This is a genomic window from Luteibacter sp. 621 (assembly GCF_050435445.1).
In the GTDB taxonomy this organism is placed as follows: Bacteria; Pseudomonadota; Gammaproteobacteria; order Xanthomonadales; family Rhodanobacteraceae; genus Luteibacter.
The window spans coordinates 93,789-116,543 of the sequence record NZ_JBNDKI010000004.1; the positions used below are offsets into that span (position 1 = coordinate 93,789).

General features: G+C 65.4%; 18 protein-coding genes. 14 read left to right on the forward strand and 4 right to left on the reverse strand.

The features are described from left to right. Positions 1-49: 49 nt before the first annotated feature. Positions 50-1,231: a serine hydrolase domain-containing protein gene (locus ABIE56_RS06580; protein ID WP_429243034.1), complete on the forward strand. Its 1,182-nt coding sequence runs from the start codon at positions 50-52 to the stop codon at positions 1,229-1,231. A gap of 117 nt (positions 1,232-1,348) precedes the next feature. Beyond that, positions 1,349-4,867 carry a patatin-like phospholipase family protein gene (locus ABIE56_RS06585; protein WP_429243035.1) on the forward strand — a complete coding sequence of 1,173 codons (3,519 nt, stop codon included), beginning with the start codon at positions 1,349-1,351 and terminating at the stop codon, positions 4,865-4,867. Positions 4,868-4,878: 11 nt separating this feature from the next. Here ABIE56_RS06585 and ABIE56_RS06590 read toward each other — a convergent pair whose 3' ends face one another. Further along, complete coding sequence (locus tag ABIE56_RS06590) at positions 4,879-6,279, reverse strand: class II fumarate hydratase (RefSeq protein WP_429243036.1); 1,401 nt, start codon at positions 6,277-6,279, stop codon at positions 4,879-4,881. A 210-nt stretch (positions 6,280-6,489) separates the two neighbouring features. Between ABIE56_RS06590 and purB the strand changes: the two genes are divergently transcribed. From purB to pilH, 10 genes are all read left to right on the forward strand, one after another. After that, entirely contained in the window at positions 6,490-7,857 is a 1,368-nt protein-coding gene (purB, locus tag ABIE56_RS06595; protein WP_429243037.1) for an adenylosuccinate lyase, read from the forward strand. 72 nt (positions 7,858-7,929) lie between these two features. Continuing rightward, positions 7,930-8,907 (forward strand): hypothetical protein, encoded by a 978-nt coding sequence (locus ABIE56_RS06600; protein ID WP_429243038.1) that lies wholly within the window; start codon positions 7,930-7,932, stop codon positions 8,905-8,907. 156 nt (positions 8,908-9,063) lie between these two features. Further along, on the forward strand, positions 9,064-10,266 hold the full coding sequence (locus ABIE56_RS06605) for a JmjC domain-containing protein (RefSeq protein ID WP_429243039.1): 1,203 nt from the start codon (positions 9,064-9,066) through the stop codon (positions 10,264-10,266). A 23-nt stretch (positions 10,267-10,289) separates the two neighbouring features. After that, positions 10,290-10,757: a hypothetical protein gene (locus ABIE56_RS06610; RefSeq protein WP_429243040.1), complete on the forward strand. Its 468-nt coding sequence runs from the start codon at positions 10,290-10,292 to the stop codon at positions 10,755-10,757. 132 nt (positions 10,758-10,889) lie between these two features. Further along, positions 10,890-13,742, forward strand: a complete 2,853-nt coding sequence (locus ABIE56_RS06615) for a 2-oxoglutarate dehydrogenase E1 component (RefSeq protein ID WP_429243041.1) — start codon at positions 10,890-10,892, stop codon at positions 13,740-13,742. A gap of 7 nt (positions 13,743-13,749) precedes the next feature. Continuing rightward, positions 13,750-14,967 (forward strand): 2-oxoglutarate dehydrogenase complex dihydrolipoyllysine-residue succinyltransferase, encoded by a 1,218-nt coding sequence (gene odhB, locus ABIE56_RS06620; protein WP_429243042.1) that lies wholly within the window; start codon positions 13,750-13,752, stop codon positions 14,965-14,967. A 128-nt stretch (positions 14,968-15,095) separates the two neighbouring features. Then, complete coding sequence (gene lpdA / locus ABIE56_RS06625) at positions 15,096-16,523, forward strand: dihydrolipoyl dehydrogenase (protein WP_429243043.1); 1,428 nt, start codon at positions 15,096-15,098, stop codon at positions 16,521-16,523. 224 nt (positions 16,524-16,747) lie between these two features. After that, on the forward strand, positions 16,748-17,338 hold the full coding sequence (locus ABIE56_RS06630; RefSeq protein ID WP_429243044.1) for a TIGR00730 family Rossman fold protein: 591 nt from the start codon (positions 16,748-16,750) through the stop codon (positions 17,336-17,338). Further along, positions 17,335-18,327 (forward strand): acryloyl-CoA reductase, encoded by a 993-nt coding sequence (locus ABIE56_RS06635; protein ID WP_429243045.1) that lies wholly within the window; start codon positions 17,335-17,337, stop codon positions 18,325-18,327. The genes ABIE56_RS06630 and ABIE56_RS06635 overlap by 4 nt, the downstream gene beginning before the upstream one ends. Positions 18,328-18,506: 179 nt before the next feature. Next, positions 18,507-18,872 carry a twitching motility response regulator PilH gene (pilH, locus tag ABIE56_RS06640; RefSeq protein ID WP_247427790.1) on the forward strand — a complete coding sequence of 122 codons (366 nt, stop codon included), beginning with the start codon at positions 18,507-18,509 and terminating at the stop codon, positions 18,870-18,872. 159 nt (positions 18,873-19,031) lie between these two features. Here pilH and ABIE56_RS06645 read toward each other — a convergent pair whose 3' ends face one another. Beyond that, entirely contained in the window at positions 19,032-19,946 is a 915-nt protein-coding gene (locus ABIE56_RS06645; protein ID WP_429243046.1) for a DnaJ C-terminal domain-containing protein, read from the reverse strand. A 93-nt stretch (positions 19,947-20,039) separates the two neighbouring features. Then, a complete protein-coding gene (locus ABIE56_RS06650; RefSeq protein ID WP_429243047.1) occupies positions 20,040-20,492 on the reverse strand; it encodes an Hsp20/alpha crystallin family protein in 453 nt (150 codons plus the stop codon). Between the two features lie 202 nt (positions 20,493-20,694). On the opposite strand from ABIE56_RS06650, the gene ABIE56_RS06655 reads away from it, so the two are divergent. Further along, positions 20,695-21,174, forward strand: a complete 480-nt coding sequence (locus ABIE56_RS06655; protein ID WP_429243048.1) for a peroxiredoxin — start codon at positions 20,695-20,697, stop codon at positions 21,172-21,174. Here the strand turns inward: ABIE56_RS06655 and ABIE56_RS06660 are convergent. After that, a complete protein-coding gene (locus ABIE56_RS06660) occupies positions 21,171-22,046 on the reverse strand; it encodes a LysR substrate-binding domain-containing protein (RefSeq protein WP_429243049.1) in 876 nt (291 codons plus the stop codon). The two genes, ABIE56_RS06655 and ABIE56_RS06660, sit on opposite strands and share 4 nt — an antisense overlap. Positions 22,047-22,145: 99 nt before the next feature. On the opposite strand from ABIE56_RS06660, the gene ABIE56_RS06665 reads away from it, so the two are divergent. Beyond that, positions 22,146-22,655, forward strand: coding sequence for a DUF4865 family protein (locus ABIE56_RS06665; RefSeq protein ID WP_429243050.1), 510 nt, complete (start codon positions 22,146-22,148; stop codon positions 22,653-22,655). Positions 22,656-22,755: the final 100 nt, after the last annotated feature.

A 22,755-nucleotide genomic window follows, 5' to 3' on the forward strand; every position in this document is an offset into this window, starting at 1 on the left:
ACCCAACGCGACGGCCTCTTCGGAGGCCGTCGCTACAAGGAGAGGTGTGATGCTGCGTTCGATGCTGCTTGCGGCCGCGATGGCCACCGCCTTCCCCGCCATGGCTGCCGATGATCCGGTGCCAGGCCTCATGAAAGCCGCCGACGTACCAGGCCTTGCGATAGCCGTTATCCGTAACGGGAAAGTGGTTTCGGTGAAAGCGTACGGCTACCGGGACGCCGGGAAGAAGCTGCCGCTCACCACCGATACGGTGATGTACGCGGCCTCGCTGACCAAGGCCGCCTTCACCTATGCGCTCATGGGCCTGGTCGACGACAAGCGACTCGATCTGAACGCAAGCATCGCCAGCGACCTGCCGAAGCCGCTGCCCGACTACGAGAAGTACGCGGACCTGGCCGGCGACGAACGCTGGAAGAGACTGACACCCGCCCTGCTGCTGAGCCACCGCTCCGGCTTTCCCAACTTCCGCTTCTGGCCGCCGGGCAAGGATTTCGACGACAAGGCGCCGCTGAAGTTCTACCAGGAGCCCGGCACGAAATACGGGTACTCCGGCGAAGGCATCAACCTGCTCCAGTTCGTGATCGAGAACGGCAAGGGCATCGATGTGGCGACGCTGATGCAGGACCGCCTGTTCAAGCCGTTCGGCATGACCCGCACCAGCATGAGCTGGCGTGATGACTTTGCCGATAACAACACCATCGGTTACGACATGGATGGCAAGGCCATCCCGCACAAGCAGCGCGGCTCGGCGCGTGCCGCCGGCTCGATGGATACCACGATCCACGACTACGCGAATCTCGTGGCCGCCATGGTCCGCGGTGATGGCCTTTCCAAAACCACCTACGCGACCTGGCTGAAACCCGTGGTTCGCATCCATTCCGTGCAGCAGTTCCCGACCATGGGCGCGCCGGATAGCAACGACAACGATTCGATTTCGCTGGGCTACGCCATGGGCGTGGGGACGTTCGATACACCGCGCGGCCCAGCTTTCTTTAAGGGCGGCCACGATGACGGCACCAACAATGTCTTCGTGTGCCTTGAACGATCGAAGGATTGCGTGCTGATCATGAGCAACTCCTCGCACGCGGAGTCGATCTTTCCTGCCTTGATCAGCGCCACCCTCGGGAAGACCTGCTTTCCGTGGTACTGGGAGGGGTACATCCCGTATGACCAGCCGGGGTTGAAGGGGCAGCCCGTCGTGCCGAACGCGCATCCGGCCTGCCCTCGCTGAGGGCGCGCCTACAACGTTTGGCCAGTTGCGGCGCCCTCGCCACCCCCGTAAAACCGAGCCTTCGCGACCGGAAGCCGCGAAAGGGGGAATCGGGGATCATCGGCGGGGAGAACCACCATGACCGATCCATCGGGGGATGTCGCGCAGCCAACGGTCGCGCAGCACGAGCAAGACGCGCTAGCCGAACGACGCCGCAAGGCGAACGTCGTACAAAACGATCCCTTCGTGGGACTCGCGCTTTCAGGTGGCGGCATCCGTAGTGCGACCTTCTGCCTCGGCGTGCTTCGGTCGCTGGCGCGCAACGGGCTGCTCCACCGCTTTGATTACCTCTCGACCGTCTCCGGCGGAGGCTACGCCGGCTCCGCGCTCGGCAGGCTCTTCAACGCGTCAGCCACGGGCAATGCAGCCGCTGTTGAAGCCGGCGTCGCGCGTGACGACACCTCGTTCCTCTGGTGGTTGCGCAACAACGGCCGATTCCTCGCGCCAGCCGGCACCAAGGACCTGGTGCAGGCCTGGAGCAGCCATTTGCGTGGATTCCTCGCGACGCAGATGGAGATCGCGGTACTGACTCTACTGCTCGCCTGCATTGTCACGCTGCCGCACTTGGCATACGTGACTTGCGCAGCTCCCGACACCGTGGCGCCTTTCGCTTCCAGCATCTGGTGGTGGCTGCTGCCGATTCCCGCGGCGATCGCTGCCATCGCTTGCTATGGCTACTGGTTCCTGGGCCGGACAAGTATCGCCGGCGTACTGACGGCGCTGATCGCGGCCGTCGTAGCGGCCACCCTGGCGTGGCGCGCGTGGAACGGACTTCACGATGTGGAGCAGTACATGTGGTTCAGCGCCGCGCTACTGCTCGCCCCCGCCCCGATCGCGTGGGTCGCGACGCGAATCAGCGGCGCGCTGCGCCCCGCCGACGCGAATCGCGTGCGCTATACAACGGCGTTCGCCTGGTGCCTGAAGCTGCTGGCACTGGTGGCCGTACTTGGCGCGCTTGATATGGCCAGCTGGTACGTGCACGACAAGTTCTCTCCCAGTGCCCAGGTGAATACCGGCTGGCGGCTGGCCACGACCGCTGGCGTCGCCACGGCGGTATTCGCCGTCGTGCGCGCCCTGGCTCCGGCGGCGGGTTCAATGGGAAAGTCAGGCACCAGGCTACCTTGGCTGTTGCTGGCACAGCTGCTTGGACTGGTCATGCTGGCGGTGCTCGCCGTGTTTTGGACCACCGTGTTTCAGTTCCTCGTGTTCCCTGCCGATCAGCGCGGCCTGGACTGGCTACCCAGCGCATGGTCGCGATGGGTCGCCGCGCTCGCCGTGGCGCTGCTGTACCTGGGCTTCAACGGGCGTGCGCTCAGCCAACTCAATCAATCGTCGCTGCATCTGTTCTATCGTTCGCGCCTGGCACGCACTTATGTCGCGGTGGGCAACGGCCCCGTGCCGGGCTCGGCTGGCCCCACGCGGTTCCCTGCGGACGTGCTTACAACAAATACCCGGCCGATCACCGAGGGCATCGCCAAGGTCACCGAGCTGATGCCTGGTGACGACGTGGCGCTTCCCGTCTACACACCGCACCGCTTCGGTGGTCCCATCCACCTCATCAACTGTTGTATCAACCAGACCGTGGATGACCGCACAGGCACGTACAACGCCGACCGCAAGGGCGTATGCGTGACCGTGAGCGCACTGGGCGTGGAGACCGGCACGCACGGGCCGGAGGCATCCGCCGCAGGCACGCTTGCCGGAACGACACTCGCCGAATGGATCGCGATTTCAGGTGCCGCCGTAAGTTCGGGCATGGGCTCCAATACGCGCCCTGGTGTGGCAGCCCTCCTGTTTCTCAGCGGCCTGCGCCTTGGTTATTGGCAGCGCAACCTCGATAACCCCAACCCGCCACCGCGACGCCACCGGCTGGTGCCCAAATACACCGCCATGCTGCGTGAAATGCTTGCCCGCTTCCCCGGCCTGCGCAGCCCCTACTGGTACCTCACCGATGGCGGCCACTTCGATAACACGGGGGTCTACCCCCTGTTGAAGCGGGAGCTGCCACTCATCGTGCTGGTGGATTGCGGTGCCGATCCGGACTACCAGTTCGCCGATGTCGAGAATCTGGTTCGCAAAGCGCGTATCGATTACGACGCGGGCATCGCCTTCGTGGACCCAACGCAACTGGCGGCCATACCTGGCACACCCGCGTTCGGCACGCCCGATTCGATTTCCGCCGATCCGGGCGCCGCGCATCTGCTCCTTGCTCGCATCTGCTATGCGAGTGGCGCCCGCGGCACATTGCTGATCATCAAGCCGAGGCTTCAGGAGAGCATGTCGCTCGATATCGCAGGCTATGCCGATCGCGACCCCACCTTTCCGCAGCAAAGCACCGCACAACAGTTCTTCAGCGAATCGCAGTGGGAGAGTTACTGCCAGTTGGGCCGTACACTGGGCGATGCCGTGTCGGCCAACGTCCTGACGAGCGCCGCAACGTGGGCGTGGGCGACACCAGTGATCGGCACGCAATCGACGGGCCTCTCCCCCACGCCAGCGCCAGAGCCTCGCCAGCGCGCCGCGCGTGTGGCGACCACCGTAGGCACCTCGATCGGCGTCGGCGCACTGCTTACCGCGCTGGTCGCCGGTTGGCAGACACTGGACGATGAGCGTCAGCAGCAGGCCGCACTGCGCACGGCGGCGATCGCGCAGACGACAAAGGTCAGCGGCGAGGTGTATGACATCGGCGATACGCTGGCGAAGGGTGGCGCATTCGACAGCAAGCTGCGCAAGAGCATCGACACCCTGGTGGCCGATTTATCCGCGCTATCCATGAGCGATGATCTGCGCAATCGTGTCGGCACATTGGTGGACCCCTTGTCGCAGGCATGCAAGCGCACCGTGGATAGCCGCGATGCCGACACCTGCGGCGATTCACTGATGTCTCTCAACAACCAGTTGGATCCACCCGATAGTGCGTGGACGCTCGCGATGAGCAGCTACGACCGCTGGCGCGACCAACACGCACAGGCCGCACCACCGCCGATGTCGAGTTCCCCAGGCAACGTCACCGCCGTGACCGAACCAGAAACGGGCAGCGCAGCACCACCATCCATGGCAGCGCCTGAGGCCATGCCGGCGCCAGCGCAAACCGTCATCGTGGCAACGGGGTCGCACGATACGTACGCCGAGGCGGCTCCACCCCCACCACCGCCTCCGCCGCCCCAGGCAGCGCCCCCGCCGCCGCCGTCAGCGGAAACCACTCAGCCCGTCGACAGTACGGCACTCGCCAGCCGGGTGACTGATCAATGCGCCGCATCCGGCCAGCCCTTTACCCTGTATACGCAGGTGTACGACGAAAACACCCGCATCCTTGCGAGCACAGCCCTTGCGAAGGTACGTGCCATGGGCGTCGTCGTGCCGGGCATCGAGAATGTCAGCGCGACGGCGGCAAGCAAGGGCCGCGCGGCACCGTACGAGTGGAGGACGGCCACGGTTCTCTATCCGCCGGAAGGTGCCGCTTGCGCCACGGCCCTGGTGGCATGGGCCAACGCCGCCGTGCCGGCTCTGAAGAACGTGCCGGCACGCGCGGTACCCATGCGCGCCGGCGTCGGCAGGCCTAGCGTGCTGGAGTTGTGGCTGCCGCGAAGCCGCTGATGGGGCGGCGCTTAGCCTCCGCCACCACCGCCCCCATGGATCCCGCCCTTGGTCAGCGCGGCGGGATCCAGCAACTTCGACAGCTCCGCCTTTGACAGGCCAGTGGTCTCCAGCGCCACCTCCATGATCGGCCGCTTCTCCTTGTAGGCCTGCTTGGCAGTGGCTGCGCCCTTCTCATACCCGATCACCGGGTTGAGCGCGGTAACGAGGATCGGGTTCTTGTCGAGCGCTTCGCGAACGTGCTCTTCGTTGACCTTGAAGCCGGCGATCGCCTTATCCGCCAGCAGCGTGGTGACGTTGGCGAGGATCTCGATCGACTGCAGCAGGTTGTAGGCGATGACCGGCAGCATGACGTTGAGTTGGAAGTTGCCCGACTGGCCAGCGATGGCGATGGTGGCGTCGTTGCCGATCACCTGCGCGGCGACCATGGCGGCGGCCTCCGGAATCACCGGGTTGACCTTGCCCGGCATGATCGACGAGCCCGGCTGCAGTGCCGGCAGTTCGATTTCGCCGAGGCCGGCGAGCGGGCCGGAGTTCATCCAGCGCAGGTCATTGGCGATCTTCATCACCGCCACGGCGAGCGCGCGGAGCTGGCCGGAGAGTTCAACCGGCGCATCCTGCGCGGCCATGCCAGAGAAGTAGTTATCCGAGGATTCGAACTTCACGCCGGTGAGCTTGCCCAGCTCGGTGGCGACGGCCGGACCGAACTTCGGATCGGCGTTGATGCCGGTGCCGACGGCGCTACCGCCCTGCGGCAGGCGGCGAGTGCGCTTGAGCGTGTCCCCAATGCGTTCCTCGGCATCGCGGATCTGCGCGGACCAGCCGGAGAGTTCCTGCCCAAAGGTGATCGGCATCGCATCCATCAGGTGGGTGCGGCCGGTTTTCACCACCTTCTTCAGTTCCTTGGCGCGGACATCGATCGTCTTGCGCAGGTGCTTCAGGGCGGGCAGCAGCTTTTCGCTGGTCGCGAGGGTGGCACTGACCAGGATCGCCGTGGGGATCACATCGTTGGAGCTCTGGCCCGCGTTGACGTGGTCGTTAGGGTGCACCTTGGCGCCTGCGGCCTCGGCGAGGTGGGCAATCACCTCATTGGCATTCATGTTGGAGCTGGTGCCCGAGCCGGTCTGGAACACGTCGATCGGGAAGTGCTCATCGACCTCGCCCGCGGCGACCTTGTCGGCGGCGGCACGAATGGCCTTGGCGGTGGCCTTGTCGAGCTGGCCGAGCTTGACGTTGGCCTCGGCGGCCGCGGCCTTGACCAGGCCCAGGGCCCGGATGAACTCACGCGGCATGCTGAGGCCGGAGACCGGGAAGTTATCCACGGCCCGCTGGGTCTGGGCCCCGTAGAGGGCTTTGGCGGGCACCTTCAACTCGCCCATGCTGTCGCGTTCGGTACGAAAACGGGTCGTCATTGCGGGGGATCCAGGTTGTAGGGAACCTGCTAACGATAGACCTATTGGGTTTTAGGCGTCACCGCTTCGTCAGCCTATCGCGCGCAAGCGCGCCCCTACATGGGCTCTGCGCGGACCCTGTAGGAGCGCGCTTTCGCGCGATCCGGCCGCAGGGCGGCCGCCCGGGTATAATCGGCGGCTGCCCCGTTTCTCGCTTCCAGGACCCCACCCATGTCCCACGCCACGCTGACCGCCCTTTCGCCGCTGGATGGCCGCTACGCCTCCAAGTCGGGTTCGCTGCGCCCCATCTTCAGCGAGTTCGGCCTGATGCACCGCCGCGTCCACGTGGAGATCCACTGGCTGCTGGCCCTGGCCCGCCACCCGGGCATCGTGGAGCTGCCGGCGTTCCCGGCCGATTCGGTGGCCCGCCTGGAAGCCATCGCCAACGACTTCTCGGTCGATGACGGCGAGCGGATCAAGGCGATCGAAGCCACGACGAACCACGACGTGAAGGCCGTCGAGTACTTCATCAAGGAAAAGATCGGCAACGATCCGGCCCTGGCCCAGGCCAAGGAGTTCGTGCACTTTGCCTGCACCAGCGAAGACATCAACAACCTGGCCTACTCGCTGATGCTGCGCGATGCACGCGAAACCGTGCTGCTGCCGTCGCTCGACCAGGTGATCGCCAAGCTGCGCGGCATGTCGCACGAGTTCGCCGGCCTGTCGCTGCTCTCGCGCACGCACGGCCAGACCGCCTCGCCCAGCACCATGGGCAAGGAACTCGCCAACGTGGTCGCGCGCCTGGAGCGCCAGCGCAAGCAGCTGGTTGCCATCGAGATCCCGGGCAAGATCAACGGTGCCGTCGGCAACTACAACGCGCACGTCATCTCCTACCCGGCGGTCGACTGGCCGGTGCTGGCCTCGGGCTTCGTCGAAGGCCTCGGCCTCACGTTCAACCCGTACACCACGCAGATCGAACCGCACGACGGCATCGCCGAGTTCGCCGATGTGCTGCGCCGTATCAACATCATCCTGATCGACCTGGCCCGTGATATCTGGGGCTACATCTCGCTGGGCTATTTCCGCCAGGCGCTGAAGGCGGGCGAAGTCGGCTCCTCGACCATGCCGCACAAGGTCAACCCGATCGATTTTGAGAACGCGGAAGGCAACTTCGGGCTCGCCAATGCCCTGCTCGGCCATTTCGCCGAGAAGCTGCCGATCAGCCGCTGGCAGCGTGACCTCACCGATTCCACCGTGCTGCGCGCCCTGGGCACCGCTTTCGGCCATTCGCTGGTCGCGCTGGAATCGCTGATGAAGGGCCTGGGCAAGCTCAACGTCAACGCCGAGCGCATCGCCGCCGACCTCGATAACAGCTGGGAAGTGCTGGCCGAAGCCGTGCAGACCGTCATGCGCCGTTACGGCCTGCCGGAACCGTACGAGCAGCTCAAGGCCCTCACCCGCGGCCAGGGCATTACGAAGGACTCTATGCGCACATTCATCGATGGCCTCGACCTGCCGGCCGACGCCAAGAAGGCGCTGGCCGAGCTCACCCCGGCCACGTACATCGGCCTGGCCGACACGCTCGCCAAGGCGATCTGACGCCGCGCAATACACGCCCGACCAGGGAAGGTTCGCCCCGCTTCCGGGGTTTCATTACAGGGGACACATCACATGCGTGCCATGCATTTTGCGCTTGCCTTTTTCCTGCCGGTGGCGGCCCACGCCACCACCGTGCAGGAGCTGGCCGCCAGCCAGCTTGACCGACTCGGCGCGGCCTGCCCGGATCCAGGGAAGGTCAGCTTCGTCACGAACGCCCTGACCGAACTGAAGGCCGCGACCCACCCCGAGGATTGGCGCATCCTCTTCGCTTTCGAACAGGCAGAGCATGCGGAGTTCGTGCACTCGCCACCGTGCGAAGCCGCGTTGCGGCAGAACACCGTGGATGGCACGGCATTTTTCCTGGAAACCCAACCTGCCGACTCGCGGTGGCTCGATATCGCGCGACAGAAGGAAGCGTCTGCGCTGCTTGATCTGGCAATGACCGGTAATGCGGCGGAAAAGGCACCCCGCCTGGCGAAAGCGGCCGCCCTGCTCCAGACCAACATGGACCAGGAACCGAGCAGAGGGAAGAAAGAGGACATCGCGAAAAGCATGTCGTATTACTTCTCGTCGCACGCATATCTCAACGCGGCGAAGCTGGCCACCCATCCGGACGATGTGGCGTCAATGAACGCCGCCGCGCTGTCGATCGCGCGCGCTGGCATGGCCAACGCCACTGATCCCTCCGAGATCGTCGAGCCTTACGGTATCGCACTGGGTGAAACCGCGCGGCATGCGCCCCAGGACAGCCCCGAGCGGCGTGAGGCTCTCGAAGAGAGCATCAAGGCCTTCTCCACGGTCAGTAGCAAGGACCCCCTCGCCGCTTACAACATCGCCGTGGATCACATTCTCCTGGGCGATCTCGCTGCCGCGAAGGCAGACATCCAGGCCATGGCCGATGGCAAGCGCATCGACGACCAGGTCTGCATCGGCATCATGACCGACCCCGATCTTGCCCCGCTGCGTGATGCGAATCGCGACTGGACCGTGCAACTGGTGCGCGCCCAGTGCAAACCGACCCTGGAACGTCTGAGCCACCGTCCCCTCTGACCAACGACACCCCTTGTAGGAGCGCACTCGCGCGCGATCTGCCGGCAGGCGGCCGGACCGACGCAAGCGCATCGCGCGCGAGCGCGCTCCTACAGGTCATGGAGATGCGGCGTTTGGGTCGCACGCAGCGAGCGCGGGGCGATTACAATCCCGCCCATGGCCATCAAGACCCCCACCCAAAAGCCCCTCCCCATCGAAGTCCGCGGCAGCGCCTCGCAGCCGCTGGGCATGAGCGCCACGCAATTCCTGCGCGATTACTGGCAGAAGCGTCCGCTACTTATCCGCAATGCCTTCCCTGATTTCGAGCCGCCGATCGAGCCCAACGACCTTGCCGGCCTGGCCTGCGAGGAAGGCGTACTGTCCCGCCTGATCATCCACGATGAAAAGCGCGACAAGTGGACGGTGAAAACCGGCCCGCTCACGGAGGCCGAATTCGGCAAAACCCCCAAGCGTGACTGGACCCTGCTGGTCCAGGACGTCGACAAGTGGGACGCCGATGTGGCTGGCCTGCTCGATACCTTCGCCTTCCTGCCCAGCTGGCGGGTGGACGACATCATGATTTCGTACGCCGAGGACGGCGGCGGCGTGGGTGCCCATGTCGACCAGTACGACGTGTTCCTGCTACAGGGCCTGGGCCAGCGCCACTGGGCGATCAGTACCGACCCGGATGCCCCGCTGGATTTCCGCGATGACGTGGAGCTCAAGCAACTGAAGACCTTCGAGCCCACCAACGAGTGGCTGCTGGACCCGGGTGACATGCTGTACCTGCCGCCGGGCGTGCCGCACGACGGCGTGGCGCTGGGCGATTGCATGACCATCTCGGTGGGCATGCGTGCCCCCTCGCAGGCCGAACTCACCGGCGACCTGGCCGATTTCCTGGCCGAGCGCATGCCGGAAGAACTGCGCTACACCGACCCCGACCTGACCCCGGCCAAGCGTGCGGGCGAGATCGATTCGGCCGCGCTGAACCGGCTGCGCCAGGCGCTGCCGTTCGCCGCCGCGCTGGATCGTGACCTGCTGGCCGACTGGTTCGGCCGCTTCATCACCCGCTACCGCAGTGCGCAGGAAGGCGCCCCACCGCCGAAGGCGACCACGGCGGCCGCGCTGGACAAGGCCATCGAGGCCGGCTCGACCTTCGTCCGCCACCCGTTCGCCCGGCTGGCCTGGGTGCGTGGCAAGAAGGACGCCACGCTCTATGTCAGCGGCACCGCCTATGAATGCCCCACCGATCTGGCGGACACCCTCTCCGCCCAACGCGAGCTGACGTTCGATAAGGCCCCCGCAGCCGCCGGCAAGGCGGTACTGCTCGCCCTGGTCAACGATGGCCACCTCGGCATCCGCAAGGGTCGCCGCCGGTGACGGGCCCGGCGGATAGGGCACTCGTGGCGCAGGACCGCGCTGGTCTGGACGCCGCCCATGTCCGCCTTCTCTCGGCTGCCCGCTACCGGGCGTCGATCTACCTGCCGGTCATGGATGCCGGCGTGCTGGAAAGCGACCCCGTGATGACTGAGCTGAGAAGGCTCGCTACCAGTGGCCGCCAGGCCCGCGTGCGCATCCTTACCCATGATGCCAACCGGGCCCATCGCGAAGGCCACCGCCTGGTGGCCCTCGCCCAACGCCTGCCCACGGCGGTAAGCATCCGCGTGCCCACCGACGAGACCCACCTGCGCTACGGCTCGGCCTTCACCACCGACGAGACCAGTGCGTTTCTGTTCAGGCCCGTGGCCCTGCGCTTCGATGCCGAGGGATCCCTCGATGCCCCCGGTGAAACCGGCCGTTTGACCGCGTATTTCGATGAGGTTTGGGAGCGGGCGGAGCCGGCCTGGGAAATCAGACCATTGGGTATTTGATATCTCAGACATACGGCAAAAAGCTTGGCGCGGCGCAATGTCACGGGGCTATACTTAACGAATTCTTTGCCGCGGGCGAGTAATCCCCAACACCCGCGACAGCCCGCCCTTTCCGTGTGTGCCGGTGGTGACGTGAGCGCAAATCTGATTCGCGAGTTTTCCGAAACTTCCCAACTCGCCGGCGGTAACGCCGATTACGTAGAGCAAATCTACGAAGCCTGGCTTTCCGATTCGGGCAGTGTCCCGGCGGAATGGGATGCGTATTTCAAATCGTTCAAGGGCCGCGAGGCCGGTGATGTCGCCCATTCCGGCGCCATCGCCCGCATCGAAGCCGCGCAGAAACAGCGCCGCGGCAACGGCGCCGTCACTGTCGCCGCCCCGGCCGACAACGCCTACGCCCAGAAACAGGCCGGCGTGCTCCGCCTGCTCACGGCCTACCGCTCGCGTGGCCACCTGGCCGCCAAGCTCGATCCCCTCGGCCTGACCGCCCCCGATGTCGACGCGCCGGATCTCGGCCTCGCCTTCCACGGCCTGTCCGATGCCGACCTCAACACCGAATTCGATTGCGGCACGTTCGCCGGTGGCGGCCAGCGCATGGCGCTGCGCGACCTGTGGGCGAAGCTCAAGGCGATCTACACCGGCACCGTCGGCGCCGAGTTCATGTACATCTCCGACTACGACCAGCGCAGCTGGATCTACTCGCGCATGGAAAAGGCCGCCGGCAACCCGGGCCTGGAAAAGGGCGAGAAGGTGCGCGTGCTCGAAGCGCTGACCGCGGCTGAAGGCCTGGAGCGCTACCTGCACACCAAATACGTCGGCCAGAAGCGCTTCTCGCTGGAAGGCGGCGACAGCCTCATCCCCATGGTGGATGACGTGGTCCGCGCCGCCGGCGACAACGGCGTCAAGGAAGTCATCATCGGCATGGCCCACCGCGGCCGCCTGAACGTGCTGGTCAACATCCTGGGCAAGGCCCCGTCGCAGCTGTTCAACGAGTTCGAAGGCAAGTTCGAACACGACGACAGCCCGATCCACACCGGCGACGTGAAGTACCACCTGGGCTTCTCGGCCGATGTCAAAACCCCGAAGGGTGGCGTGCACGTCGCGCTGGCCTTCAACCCGTCGCATCTGGAAATCGTGAACCCCGTGGTCGCCGGCTCCGTGCATGCCCGCCAGGGCCGCCGCCGCGATACCGCGCTGGAGAAGTCGCTCGCGCTGCTGATTCACGGCGACGCCGCCTTCGCGGGCCAGGGCGTCAACATGGAACTCATGCAGATGTCGCAGGCCCGTGGCTTCGCCATCGGCGGCACGCTGCACATGGTGGTGAACAACCAGGTGGGCTTCACCACGTCCAAGCGTGAAGACTCCCGTTCCACCCTGTACTGCACCGACCTGGCCAAGATGGTCAACGCGCCGGTGTTCCACGTGAATGGCGACGATCCGGAAGCCGTTATCCAGGTCACCCGCCTGGCGTACGAGTTCCGCAAGCAGTTCAAGAAGGACGTGGTGATCGACCTCGTTTGCTACCGTCGCCACGGCCACAACGAGGCCGATGAGCCGGCGGCGACGCAGCCGCTCATGTACCAGATCATTCGCAAGCGCCCGACCACGCGCGACCTGTACGCGCAGTCGCTGGTGAAGGGCGGCACCATCGGTGCCGACGACGGCCAGAAGATGCTCGACGATTACCGCGGCCGCCTCGAGAAGGGCGCCTCGCTGATCTCGATCGACGCGAACCCGACCCGCGACATCCCGGTCGACTGGACCCGCTTCGTGGGCAAGTCGCTGTCGATGGACGTGAACACCGGCGTCTCCCGCGAGGTGATGAGCAAGGTGCTCGACACCATCCTCACCCTCCCGTCGGATGTCACCCTGCACGCCCGCGTCGCCAAGATCTACGACGACCGCCGCAAGATGGCCTCGGGCGAACTCCCGGGTGACTGGGGCTTTGCCGAGAACCTTGCCTACGGCACGCTCATCGCCGAAGGCAACGACCTGCGCATCGTGGGCCAGGATGCCGGCCGCGGCACGTTCTTCCACCGCCACGCCGTACTGCACGACCAGAACAGCGACAACACCTACATGCCGCTGGCCAAGGTGCGCGAAGACGCCCGCGTCGACGTGATCGATTCGCTGCTCTCCGAAGAAGCCGTCATGGCCTTCGAGTACGGCGAAGCCACCACCTCGCCGGATCAGCTCACCATCTGGGAAGGCCAGTTCGGCGATTTCGCCAACGGCGCCCAGGTCGTGATCGACCAGTTCATCAGCTCGGGTGAAGCGAAGTGGGACCGCCTGTGCGGCCTCACCCTGCTCCTCCCGCACGGCCAGGAAGGCGCCGGCCCGGAGCACTCCTCCGCCCGCCTCGAGCGCTTCCTGCAGCTGTGCGCGCTGGACAACATGCAGGTCTGCGTGCCGACCACGCCGGCCCAGGCGTTCCACATGATCCGCCGCCAGCAGGTGCGCCCGGTGCGCAAGCCGCTGATCGTCATGACGCCGAAGTCCCTGCTGCGCCACAAGCTGGCCGTGTCCTCGCTGGACGAGTTGGCCAACGGCAAGTTCCAGCTGGTGATCGGCGAGCACCGCGACCTGCAGGCCAAGAAGGTCAAGCGCGTCGTGCTGTGCTCGGGCAAGGTCTATTACGACATGCTCGAAGAGGCCGACAAGAAGGGCATCACCGATGTCGCCATCGTGCGCGTCGAGCAGCTGTACCCGTTCCCGCGTCCGGAAGTGTCGATCGAACTGGAGAAGTATCCTTCCGCCAAGGAAGTGGTCTGGTGCCAGGAAGAGCCGATGAACCAGGGTGCGTGGTTCCAGATCCGTCACCACCTGCAGGCCTGCATCGGGTCGAAGCAGAGCCTGTCCTACGCGGGACGCTCGCGCTCGCCGTCGCCGGCCCCGGGCCATCTCAATACCTACCTCGCCGAACAGGCGGCCCTCGTCGAGCAAGCGCTCGTCGCGCCCGTCGGCACCGATCACGCAGCGGAGTAAGGCAAGCATGTCCATCGAAGTCAAAGTCCCGGTCCTGCCCGAGTCGGTCTCCGACGCGCTCATCGCCACCTGGCACAAGAAGGCCGGTGATGCGGTCAAGCGCGACGAAAACCTGCTGGACCTCGAAACCGACAAGGTCGTGCTGGAAGTCCCGTCGCCGGTCGACGGTGTGCTGAAGGAGATCAAGTTCGAGGAAGGCGCCACCGTCACCTCCAGCCAGGTCATCGCCGTGATCGAGGAAGGCGCTGCCGCTGCAGCCCCCGCCCCGGCCGCCGCTGCCCCGGCCGCTGCCGCCGCTGAAGCCCCCAAGGCTGAGAAGACCGACGCGCCGAAGGGCGTGGACGAGCTCTCGCCGGCCGGCCGCCGCGTGGCCGTGGAAGACAACATCGATCCGTCCAAGGTGGCTGGCACCGGCCGCGATGGCCGCGTGACCAAGGAAGACCTGGTCAACGCCAGCAAGGGCGGCAGCGCCCCTGCCCCGGCCGCCGCCGCTGCGGCCCCGGCTGCCAAGCCCACGCCGGGTTCGCGTCCGGAAGAGCGCGTGCCGATGACCCGCATCCGCACCCGCATCGCCGAGCGCCTGATGCAGTCGAAGAACTCGATCGCGATGCTCACCTCGTTCAACGAAGTGAACCTCGCCGAGGTGGTGAAGCTGCGCAAGGCCCTGGGCGAACAGTTCGAAAAGGCCAACGGCGTGAAGCTGGGCTTCATGAGCTTCTTCGTGAAGGCCGCCACCGAAGCGCTGAAGCGCTACCCGGTGATCAACGCCTCGGTCGATGGTTCGGACATCATCTACCACGGCTACCAGGACATCTCGATCGCCGTCTCCACCGACAAGGGCCTCGTGACCCCGGTGCTGCGCGACGTGCAGGACATGTCGTTCGCCGATGTCGAGAAGGGCATCATCGGTTACGCCAAGAAGGCACGTGACGGCAAGCTGGGCCTGGATGACCTCCAGGGCGGCACCTTCACCATCACCAACGGCGGCACCTTCGGCTCGCTGCTCTCCACCCCCATCGTGAACCCGCCGCAGAGCGCCATCCTGGGCATGCACACGATCAAGGAGCGCCCGATCGTCGAGAACGGCCAGGTCATCGCCGCACCGATGATGTACATCGCCCTCTCCTACGACCATCGCATCATCGATGGCAAGGACGCGGTGCTGTTCCTGGTCGATATCAAGAACCAGCTGGAAAACCCGCAGCGGATGCTGCTCGGCCTCTAAGCGTTAGATAAAAGCAGTCGGATAGACGCCAGATGTGAAGGCGGGAGTCGCGAGGCTCCCGTTTTCATGTTCCGACCCCATATTGGGTGGTAGCCAAACTACCGCCAGCATCATCCGGAGCAAGAGCTATGAGCGACAAGTTCGACGTCATCGTTATCGGTGCCGGCCCCGCGGGCTATGTGGCCGCGATCCGCGCCGCGCAGCTGGGCCTGAAGACCGCCGTGGTCGACGCCTTCGTCGGCAAGGACGGCAAGGCCGCCCTGGGTGGCACCTGCCTCAACGTCGGTTGCATCCCGTCGAAGGCGCTGCTGGATTCGTCCAAGCAGTTCCACAACCTGACGCACAACTTCAAGGATCACGGCATCACTGTCGATAATCCGAAGATCGATATCGACACGTTCATCGGCCGCAAGGACAAGATCGTCAAGCAGTTCACCGGCGGCGTGACGATGCTGTTCAAGGCGAACAAGATCACCTCGTTCTTCGGCAAGGGCAAGCTGCTGAAGGGCAACGAAGTCGAAGTGACCGGCAACGACGGCACGGTGTCCACGATCTCGGCCACCAACGTCATCCTGGCTTCGGGCTCCGTGCCCATCGAGCTGCCGTTTGCCAAGTTCGATGGCAAGCACATCATCGATAACGCGGGCGCGCTCGACCTGACCGCCGTGCCGAAGCGCATGGGCGTGATCGGCGCCGGCGTGATCGGCCTGGAGCTGGGCAGCGTGTGGAAGCGCCTCGGCGCCGAAGTGACCGTGCTCGAAGCCCTGCCGAAGTTCCTGCAGGTCGCCGACCAGGACATCGCCAAGATGGCCGCACGCGAGTTCGCCAAGCAGGGCCTGGATATCAAGGTCAACGCGAAGGTCACCTCGGCCGAAGTGAAGGGCGATGAAGTCCATGTCGGCTACACCGACAAGGACGGCGCCGCGCAGTCGCTCGTGGTCGACAAGCTGCTGGTGGCCGTGGGCCGCCGCGCGTACACCGCCGGCCTGCTGGCTGACGACACTGGCGTGAAGCTGGACGAGCGCGGCCGCATCGTCGTGGACGAGCACAACCACACCGGCGTCGACGGCGTGTGGGCTATTGGTGACGCCGTGCGCGGCCCGATGCTCGCGCACAAGGGCTCCGAGGAAGGCGTGATGGTGGCCGAGCTCATCGCCGGCAAGCCGGGCCACGTCAACCTGGATACCGTGCCGTGGGTCATCTACACCGAGCCGGAAATCGCCTGGGTCGGCAAGACCGAAGAGCAGCTGAAGGAAGAAGGCATCCCCTATAAGACGGGCGCCTTCCCGTTTGCTGCCAACGGTCGCGCCGTGGCCATGAACGAAGGCATCGGCCAGGTGAAGATGATCGCCCACGCCGAAACCGATCGTATCCTCGGCGTGCACATGGTGGGCCCGGTCGTCTCCGAGCTGATCCACGAGTGCGTCGTGGCGATGGAGTTCAAGGGTTCCTCGGAAGACCTGGCCCGCATCGTCCACGCCCACCCGGCGCTGTCGGAAGTGGTGCACGAAGCGGCTCTCTCGGTCGACAAGCGCGCCATCCACAAGGGCAACTAAGCCTGAGTGAACAAAGCCCGCCCTTGCGAGTAGCATGGGCGGGCTTTTTCGTTTCCGGGCCCCGACAGTGCTGTGTCTTTGCCGGACGCGGGAATGCGGTGTCTCTGCCGGCGCCCCCTTGGGATGCGGTGTCTTTGTAGGAGCGCGCTTGCGCGCGATTGGCCTTGCCGCGAGCACCCATCGCGCGCAAGCGCGCTCCTACAAGTACATCGGAGATCAAAACCATGCGCGACATCAAGGCCCTCTGCGTTTACTGCGGCTCCAGCAGCGGCTCGCGGCCCGAATACACCGAAGCGGCAAAAGCCTTCGGCGCCCGCCTGGCGAAGGAAAATATCGCCCTGGTCTACGGCGGTGGCAAGGTCGGCCTGATGGGCACGGTCGCCGATGCCGTGGTGGCCGGCGGCGGCCGCGTCATCGGCGTGATCCCGCGCCAGCTCGTGGAGAAGGAAGTGGCCCACACGGGGCTGTCCGAACTGCATGTGGTCGAGACCATGCACGAGCGCAAGACCCGCATGTACGAACTCTCCGATGCCTTCGTCGCCCTGCCCGGCGGCTTCGGCACCATGGATGAGATGTTCGAAATGCTTACCTGGGCCCAGCTTGGCCTGCACACCTACCCGTGCGCCTTCCTCGATGTGCTGGGCTTCTACAAGGGCCTGGCTGCCAGCATGGACCACATGGTGGCCGAAGGTTTCGTCAAGAAGGTACAGCGCGAGCAGGTATGGTTCGGCGACAGCATCGACGCCGTGTTCGACTGGATGAAAACCTACGAATCCACGTACACGCCCAAGTGGATCACCAAGGAATCGGTATGACCACCATGCAGGCTTTCCGAATCCACAACGACGATAACGGCTACCGCGGCGCCATCGAAACGATGGATACCGATGCCCTCTCCCCTGGCGAGGTGCTGGTCAAGGCCGAATGGTCGTCGGTGAACTACAAGGATGCCCTGGCCGGCACCGGCAAGGGCAAGATCCTCCGCCAGTACCCGCTCAACGGCGGCATCGATGTCGCGGGCACGGTCGTGGCGTCAACCGACCCGGCCTTCCGCGAGGGCGACAAGGTACTGGCCACCGGTAGCGGCCTCTCGGAGACGCGCGATGGCGGCTATGGCGAGTACGTAAAACTACCCGCCGCCCTCACTATCCCGCTGCCCGCCTCGCTCAGCACGCGTGAAGCCATGATCCTCGGCACGGCGGGATTCACCGCCGCCCTCGCCCTGCTGCGCATGCTGGATAACCGGCAGCGCCCGGAGATGGGCCCCATCGCGATCACTGGCGCCACGGGCGGCGTGGGCATGCTGGGTGTCGATATTTTCACGCGCGCCGGTTTTCAGGTGCATGCGGTGAGCGGCAAGCCGGATCACTTCGGGTTCCTGAAACAGATCGGCGCCACCGAATGCATCGATCGCCACCAGTTGGCCTTCAGCGGCAAGCCCATGGATTCGGCCAGATACGGCGGCATGCTCGATAACGTGGGCGGCACCATGCTCGCGGGCTTCCTGCCCCTGATCGCGCCCTACGGCAATGCGGCTATCTGCGGCCTCGCAGGAAGCCCCGAGCTGCCGACCACCGTCATGCCCTTCATCATCCGCGGCGTGAGCGTGCTGGGCGTGGCCTCGGCCGGCACCGCCCGCGATATCCGCGGCGAGGTATGGGAGCGCCTGGCCGGCGACTGGAAACCACGCCACCTGGACGCGATCTGCACGAAGGAAGTGGCACTTCAGGACGTGGCCAGCGTGTTTGACACCATGCTTTCGGGCGGCTCGTTCGGCCGGACCGTGGTCCGTATTGGCGGCTAAGCGCCTGCCAAAGCAGGTTTAGTGCGTTTCACCATTGATACAAGCCTCACGGCCAGTAGAATGGGCCCTCGCCAAAGGCGCAACACGCGACGGTTTATCGTCGCTGAAGTATCGCGGCGGCCCGCTGGAAGGGGCTCGCTTCAAGAGAAAACAATCGGGCATCGCCCGGGGGAAAGTAAATGGCTCGTATCCTGATCGTCGACGATTCGCCGTCGCAGCTCCTGGGCATCAAGCGCATCGTCGAAAAGCTGGGCCATGAGGCACTGACCGCCGAAGACGGCGCCGCCGGCGTCGAAGCCGCCAAGCGCGAGCTGCCCGACCTGATCCTGATGGACGTGGTCATGCCGAACCTCAACGGGTTCCAGGCCACCCGCACGATCAGCAAGGAAGAGACCACCAAGCACATCCCCATCATCCTGGTGACCACCAAGGACCAGGACACCGACAAGGTGTGGGGCCTTCGCCAGGGCGCGAAAGATTACGTGGTAAAGCCGATCAAGGAAGAGGAGCTGGTCAAGGCGCTGAAGACGCACCTGCCGGCCTGATCAGGCGGGGTGATACACCCCAACAAATAACCTGTAGGAGCGGGGGGGGGGGGGGGGGGGGGGGGGGCGGGCGCGCCCCCCCCCCCCCCCCCCCCCCCCCCCCCCCCCCCCCCCGCTCCTACACGTGCATCGCGCCGCCAGGCGCGTCGATGTCCCGCATTAACGCCGCGGGTCGAAATCCTTGAACGCGTCCTTGAACTCCGCATAGGCGGCTTGTTCTTCGTGCGTTTCCGGCACGGGCACGCGGATTTCCAGTACCACGATCTGGTCGCCCGGCTCACTGCCCGGCAGGCCGCGGCCCTTCAGGCGCAGCTTGCGGCCCGACTGGGTGCCCGCGGGCACGCGCAGATCCACCGCCCCACCCAGCGTCGGCACCGCCACCGTGGCGCCCAGCGCCGCTTCCCACGGCGAGATCGCCAGGGTATGCGTGACGGTGCGGCCTTCCAGGCGGAACCGCGCGTCGTCGCGGATATTGATCTCCAGCAGCAGGTCGCCCGACGGGCCGCCGCCACTGCCCGGGTGGCCCTGCCCGCCCAGGCGGATCGTCTGGCCACTGGCGATGCCGGCCGGAATCTTCACCTCGAGCACGCGCTCGCCACCCGACTGATCGTTCAGGACCACACGGGTTTTGCCACCGTTGTAGGCGGTCTGCAGGTCGGTATCGATCTTGGCGTTGATATCGCGGCCACGGCGGGCCTGGGTCTGCTGCGAACGGCGGCCACCGCCGCCCCCGAACAGGCTTTCGAAGAAATCACTGAAATCGCCACGGCCGGCACCGCCGCCCATGTCGCCGAAATCGAAACCACCACCGCCCTGGCCCCAGCCCGGCGGCGGCCGGAACTGCTCGCCCTGGCGGTAACCACCAGCGCGGAACTGGTCGTACTGGCGGCGCTTCTCGGGGTCCTTCAGGGCCTCATTGGCCTCGTTAACGGCCTTGAATTTCTCTTCCGCACCCGCTTCCTTGTTCTTGTCGGGGTGGTACTTGCGCGCCAGCTTGCGATACGCCGCCTTGATCTCGGCGTCGGTCGCTTCGGGTTTCACCCCGAGAATCTCGTAATAATCCTTGAACTCCACAGGCTCTCCCGCCGGGCTTGTGTCGAAATATGAAATGGAAAAGGCCTGCGGTGGGCCACCCCACCGCAGGCCATACGCCAAGCTTAGACCGAATTAGCCCGCGGCGTTGATCGCAATGCGGCGCGGCGCACTTTCAGCCTTCTTCGGAATGGCGATTTCAAGCACGCCATTCGCCCCCGAAGCCGTGATTCCCTCGGCATCGGCGCTTTCCGGGAGGGTGAAGCTGCGCTTGAAGGCGCCAGCGACCCGCTCCACGCGAGCGTATTTGCCTTCGGTTTCGCTGCTGTAGGCCTTCCGCTCGCCCTTGATCGACAGGACGTTCTTGTCCATCTGGATCTCGATGCTATCCAGGGCCACGCCCGGAACATCGGCGAGGATCAGGAACCGACCGGCCTCTTCACGAATGTCGACGCGCGGCGCCCAGGCATTCTCGGTGGCGGCGACCGGCGCGGCGATCTCGCTACCGAAGAAGTGATCGAACACATGGCGCAGTTCATTGCCCAGGACCGGCGCACGGCGAAACGCAACATGACGAAGCTGGTTCATCTGTTTGACTCCAATGATGTTTTTCGGCCCCGTGGCCGTCTGGAATGAAAGATATGAGCGCCCAGCCGCGATTCAAGGGGCCTATCGAGCCGGTTTGTGTAGGAGCGCGCTCGCGCGCGATCCGCGCTTGCGACACACCCCATCGCGCGCAAGCGCGCTCCTACATTTACACTTGGGAAATCCCCCCAACGAGGCAGGCCCCATGACTATCGCCGTCGGCGACCGCATCCCTGAATCCACCGTCACGTACTTCGAGGACGGCATCCAGACCGCCTCCACCCTGGACCTGATGGGCACCGGTAAGGTGGTGCTGTTCGCAGTACCGGGCGCGTTCACGCCCACCTGTTCGAACAAGCACCTTCCGGGCTACATCCAGCACATCGAGGATTTCAACGAGCGCGGCGTTAAGGTGTTCTGCGTTTCCGTGAATGACGCCTTCGTCATGGATGCCTGGGGCAAGGAACGCGGTATTCCGAAGGATCTGCACCTGCTGGCCGACGGCAATGCGGCGTTCACCAAGGCACTCGGCCTCGAACTGGACGGCACCAAGAACGGCATGGGCATCCGCGCCAAGCGCTTTGCCATGTACCTGGAAGACGGCGTGGTGAAGGTGCTTAACATCGAGGCACCGGGCGAGTTCCGCGTCTCCTCGGCGGAAGCAATGCTGGAAGCGATCAGCTAAGCGCCATTTGTGGCGTCATCGCCGGGCGGCACGATGCCGTTCCTCAGCAGCCCCGCCAGCGCATCCGCGGCGGGGTTTGCGCGCTCGGCGCGCACCATGAAAAGCGAGGCTTCGCCAAGCGCCGGCAAGCCTTCTCCCACCTCGATGCGGCGCAGCTCCGCGGGTACGTGGATAGCTGGCCGGGCCACCCAGCCAAGGCCTGCACGAGCGGCAGCCCACAGCGCCGACACGCTACGCGCGGTCACCGCGATCCGCCATGGGATGTGCGCGGCATCCAGCGCGGCGATCATGCGCCGGCGAAACACGCATGGCGCTTCCAGCGTGAGCAAGGGCAACGGCCCCGCACCGCCTGGCCCAGCGACCCCTTCCGCGGCAAACCAGTACACGGCAAACGCCCCGAGCAGGCTGCCACCCAGCCCTCCATCACTCTCGAAAGCCAACGCCAGGTCGATGCCGCCCTCGCGCACCCCCTCTACCAGCGGCCCGCTCTGGTCGACGCTCAGCTCAAGGCTGGTGCCTGGGTGCGCCGCTGCGAAGGCCGCCAGGGTCGAGGGCAGCCACGCCTCGGCGAAATCGTGCGGTACGCCAAGGTGCACACGCCCTTCCAACTGTTCGCCCCGCACGGCGCCGACCGCATCGGCATTCAGTTCAAGCATGTGCCGTGCGTAGCCGAGCAGGCGCTCGCCGGCCTGGGTGAGCTCCTGCTTGCGGCCCACGCGCTGGAAGATGGCCGTGCCCAGTCGATCCTCGAGCGCCCGCAACTGCAGGCTCACGGCTGACGGCGAGAGATGCAGCTTTTCGGCGGCGCGCCCGAAGCCACCGAGGTCAACGGCGGTTACGAGGGTACGCAGCGTGGCGAGGTCGAGGATCATGCTTAAGCGCGGCTCACGCGTGGGTTTGGAAACCATCGCTTTTATAGCACCCGCCACGGCCCGACCATGAGCACATCCCGTCAATGCAGGGCTACGCTCATGCTCGCGATGCAGTACAGCTTTGATCTCGCGCCCTCGGTCGATCCGGATTCGGTGCGCGCCCGGGCCCGGGATATCGGGCCGTCGTTCGAAGGCCTGCCGGGCCTGCGGATGAAGGCCTTTCTTGTTGCGTCCGCGCCCGCCACCTACGCGCCGATCTATGTGTGGGAAGACGACACCTCCATGCGCACATTCCTCGAATCCGCAGCGTTTGAGCGCGTCGTGGGAAAGTACGGAAAGCCTACGTTTCGAGTGATGTCACCTGTCCTCATCGCCCATGCCGCGACGTCAGAACCGATTCGGTTTGTGACGCAGGAACGTAGCGCGCTCCCCCTTCCCGCGGTGTTTCGCGGAAACGGGGGTACCGTGCGCGGCGACGCGAGCATGTTGGTTGGCGCCGATCTGAGCCGTTGGGAATCCGTGCGCACGGTGTTCTGGCGTGATCCGCCGCCGGAGCGGGAGGGCCAGGTCGTGTTTGACGTGGCGTATTTGATTGGGGGGCTGCCATGAGCATGCTCTTGACCAGGCCGAAGGTGCCTACCGTGGCGAGTTCCCCGCTTCGTTGGCTATCGCGCGCGAGCGCGCTCCTACACCAACTGTGGATCGCATC

Bases quoted from the DNA above. Each gene is read 5' to 3' on its own strand.
- ABIE56_RS06580 (WP_429243034.1), top strand. From the start codon at position 50: ATGCTGCGTTCGATGCTGCTTGCGGCCGCGATGGCCACCGCCTTCCCC.
- ABIE56_RS06585 (WP_429243035.1), top strand. From the start codon at position 1,349: ATGACCGATCCATCGGGGGATGTCGCGCAGCCAACGGTCGCGCAGCAC.
- ABIE56_RS06590 (WP_429243036.1), bottom strand. From the start codon at position 6,279: ATGACGACCCGTTTTCGTACCGAACGCGACAGCATGGGCGAGTTGAAG.
- purB (WP_429243037.1), top strand. From the start codon at position 6,490: ATGTCCCACGCCACGCTGACCGCCCTTTCGCCGCTGGATGGCCGCTAC.
- ABIE56_RS06600 (WP_429243038.1), top strand. From the start codon at position 7,930: ATGCGTGCCATGCATTTTGCGCTTGCCTTTTTCCTGCCGGTGGCGGCC.
- ABIE56_RS06605 (WP_429243039.1), top strand. From the start codon at position 9,064: ATGGCCATCAAGACCCCCACCCAAAAGCCCCTCCCCATCGAAGTCCGC.
- odhB (WP_429243042.1), top strand. From the start codon at position 13,750: ATGTCCATCGAAGTCAAAGTCCCGGTCCTGCCCGAGTCGGTCTCCGAC.
- lpdA (WP_429243043.1), top strand. From the start codon at position 15,096: ATGAGCGACAAGTTCGACGTCATCGTTATCGGTGCCGGCCCCGCGGGC.
- ABIE56_RS06630 (WP_429243044.1), top strand. From the start codon at position 16,748: ATGCGCGACATCAAGGCCCTCTGCGTTTACTGCGGCTCCAGCAGCGGC.
- ABIE56_RS06635 (WP_429243045.1), top strand. From the start codon at position 17,335: ATGACCACCATGCAGGCTTTCCGAATCCACAACGACGATAACGGCTAC.
- pilH (WP_247427790.1), top strand. From the start codon at position 18,507: ATGGCTCGTATCCTGATCGTCGACGATTCGCCGTCGCAGCTCCTGGGC.
- ABIE56_RS06650 (WP_429243047.1), bottom strand. From the start codon at position 20,492: ATGAACCAGCTTCGTCATGTTGCGTTTCGCCGTGCGCCGGTCCTGGGC.
- ABIE56_RS06655 (WP_429243048.1), top strand. From the start codon at position 20,695: ATGACTATCGCCGTCGGCGACCGCATCCCTGAATCCACCGTCACGTAC.
- ABIE56_RS06660 (WP_429243049.1), bottom strand. From the start codon at position 22,046: ATGATCCTCGACCTCGCCACGCTGCGTACCCTCGTAACCGCCGTTGAC.
- ABIE56_RS06665 (WP_429243050.1), top strand. From the start codon at position 22,146: ATGCTCGCGATGCAGTACAGCTTTGATCTCGCGCCCTCGGTCGATCCG.